Source organism: Teichococcus deserti, assembly GCF_001982615.1.
In the GTDB taxonomy this organism is placed as follows: Bacteria; Pseudomonadota; Alphaproteobacteria; order Acetobacterales; family Acetobacteraceae; genus Pseudoroseomonas; species Pseudoroseomonas deserti.
Genome location: NZ_MLCO01000426.1, coordinates 1 through 1739, shown reverse-complemented (window position 1 = coordinate 1739; position 1739 = coordinate 1). Strand labels below are relative to the sequence as shown.

Annotated in this window: 1 protein-coding gene and 1 pseudogene; one reads left to right on the top strand and one right to left on the bottom strand. The window is 69.2% G+C overall.

What is annotated here, in order from left to right:
• Nucleotides 1-1439: electron transfer flavoprotein-ubiquinone oxidoreductase (locus BKE38_RS28470; RefSeq protein ID WP_083747936.1), on the bottom strand; the 1439-nt coding region annotated here is incomplete at its 3' end.
• Between the two features lie 86 nt (nucleotides 1440-1525).
• Here BKE38_RS28470 and BKE38_RS28465 point away from each other — a divergent pair.
• A pseudogene (locus BKE38_RS28465) lies at nucleotides 1526-1739 on the top strand (hypothetical protein); the annotation flags it as partial.

The window sequence follows — 1739 nt, the reverse complement described above, 5'->3', positions numbered from 1 at the left end:
GGCGCGCGGTAGGTGTCCCAGTTGACGCCCTTCCACTTCGACGGGTCCTTCAGCTTCAGATGGGCGGGCTGGTCTTCCTCGTGGTTGGTGTTCGACAGGAACACCGAGGACAGCCGGTCGAAGGTCAGCTTTCCGTCCGGCTTGGGATAGGCGATCTTCCGGCTCTGCTCGGCCGGCTTGGTCGCGCTGTGGTCGGCGTGGTGCGCCAGGGTCCAGGGAGCCTTGCCGCGGAAGACGTAGGTCTCCAGCGCCGCGTTGATCATGCCGCCGTAGAAGCCCCATTTGGCGAAGCCCGGGCGGATGTTGCGCACCCCCTGCAGCTCCGACCAGACCCAGCTGGTCTTCAGCGCCTCGGGATAGGCGTCCAGCACCGGGCTGGCGTCTTCCGACTTCAGCGCCTCGGCCAGGGCCTCGGCCGCCAGCATGCCGGACTTCATCGAGGTATGCGTGCCCTTGATCTTCGGCACGTTCAGGAAGCCCGCGGTGTCGCCGATCAGCGCGCCGCCGGGGAAGACCAGCTTCGGGATCGACTGCAGCCCGCCTTCGTTCAGCGCGCGGGCGCCATAGGCGATGCGCTTGCCGCCTTCCAGGATCTTGCGGATCTCCGGATGGGTCTTGAAGCGCTGCATCTCGTCGAAGGGCGACAGCCAGGTGTTGGGATAGTCGAGCCCGACCACCATGCCGATCGAGACCAGGTTCTCGCCCAGCATGTAGATCCAGGTGCCGCCATAGGTGTCGGTGGTCAGCGGCCAGCCGGTGGTGTGCCAGATCTTGCCCGGCACGTGGCGCTCCTTGGGGATCTCCCAGAGCTCCTTGATGCCGAGGCCGTAGGTCTGCGGCTGCACGCCGTCGCGCAGGTTGTAGAGCGCCTCGAGCTTCTTGGTCAGGGACCCGCGGCAGCCCTCGCCGAACAGGGTGTAGCGGGCGCGCAGCTCCATCCCCGGCTGGTAGTTCGGGCCTTCCTCGCCCTCGCGGGTGATGCCCATGACGCCGGCGACGACGCCCTTGACCACGCCGTCCTCGATGATCGTCTCCGACGCCGCGAAGCCGGGATAGATCTCGACGCCCATCGCCTCGGCCCTGGCGCCCAGCCAGCGGCAGACATTGCCCAGGCTGACCACGTAGTTGCCGTGGTTGTGCATCTGCGGCGGGGTCGGCAGCTTGAAGGCCTTGGTCTCGGTCAAATAGAGGAAAGCGTCCTCGCTGGCCGGCGTCGCCAGGCCCGGCGGGTCGTCGCGCCAGTCGGGGATCAGCTCGTCCAGCGCCCGCGGCTCCAGCACGGCGCCGGACAGGATATGGGCGCCGACCTCGCTGCCCTTCTCCACCACGCAGACCGAGGCTTCCGGAGAGAGCTGCTTCAGCCGGATCGCGGCGGCCAGGCCGGCAGGGCCGGCGCCGACGATCAGGACGTCGAATTCCATGCTCTCGCGTTCAGACACCTTCTCGTTCTCCCTTGATCCCGCTGGATTGCCTTAGCCCGATCGCGGGTTGCGCGGAACCCCGCTGCGGCGCGATATGGCGGGGTATGAACGCCGCTCCCCCCGATCCGACCGACGGCGCCGTGACGGCGGCCGAGCTGCTGGCGGCGCTGCGGCTGCAGCTCGACTGGGGCGCCGACGAGGCGCTGGGCGAGGCGCCGGTCGACCGGCTGGCGCTGCGCGCCGCCCCCACGCCGCTGCCGGCCCGGGCCGAGGCACCAGAGGAGCCGTCGCGCGAGCCGACCCCCCGTGATCCGACCC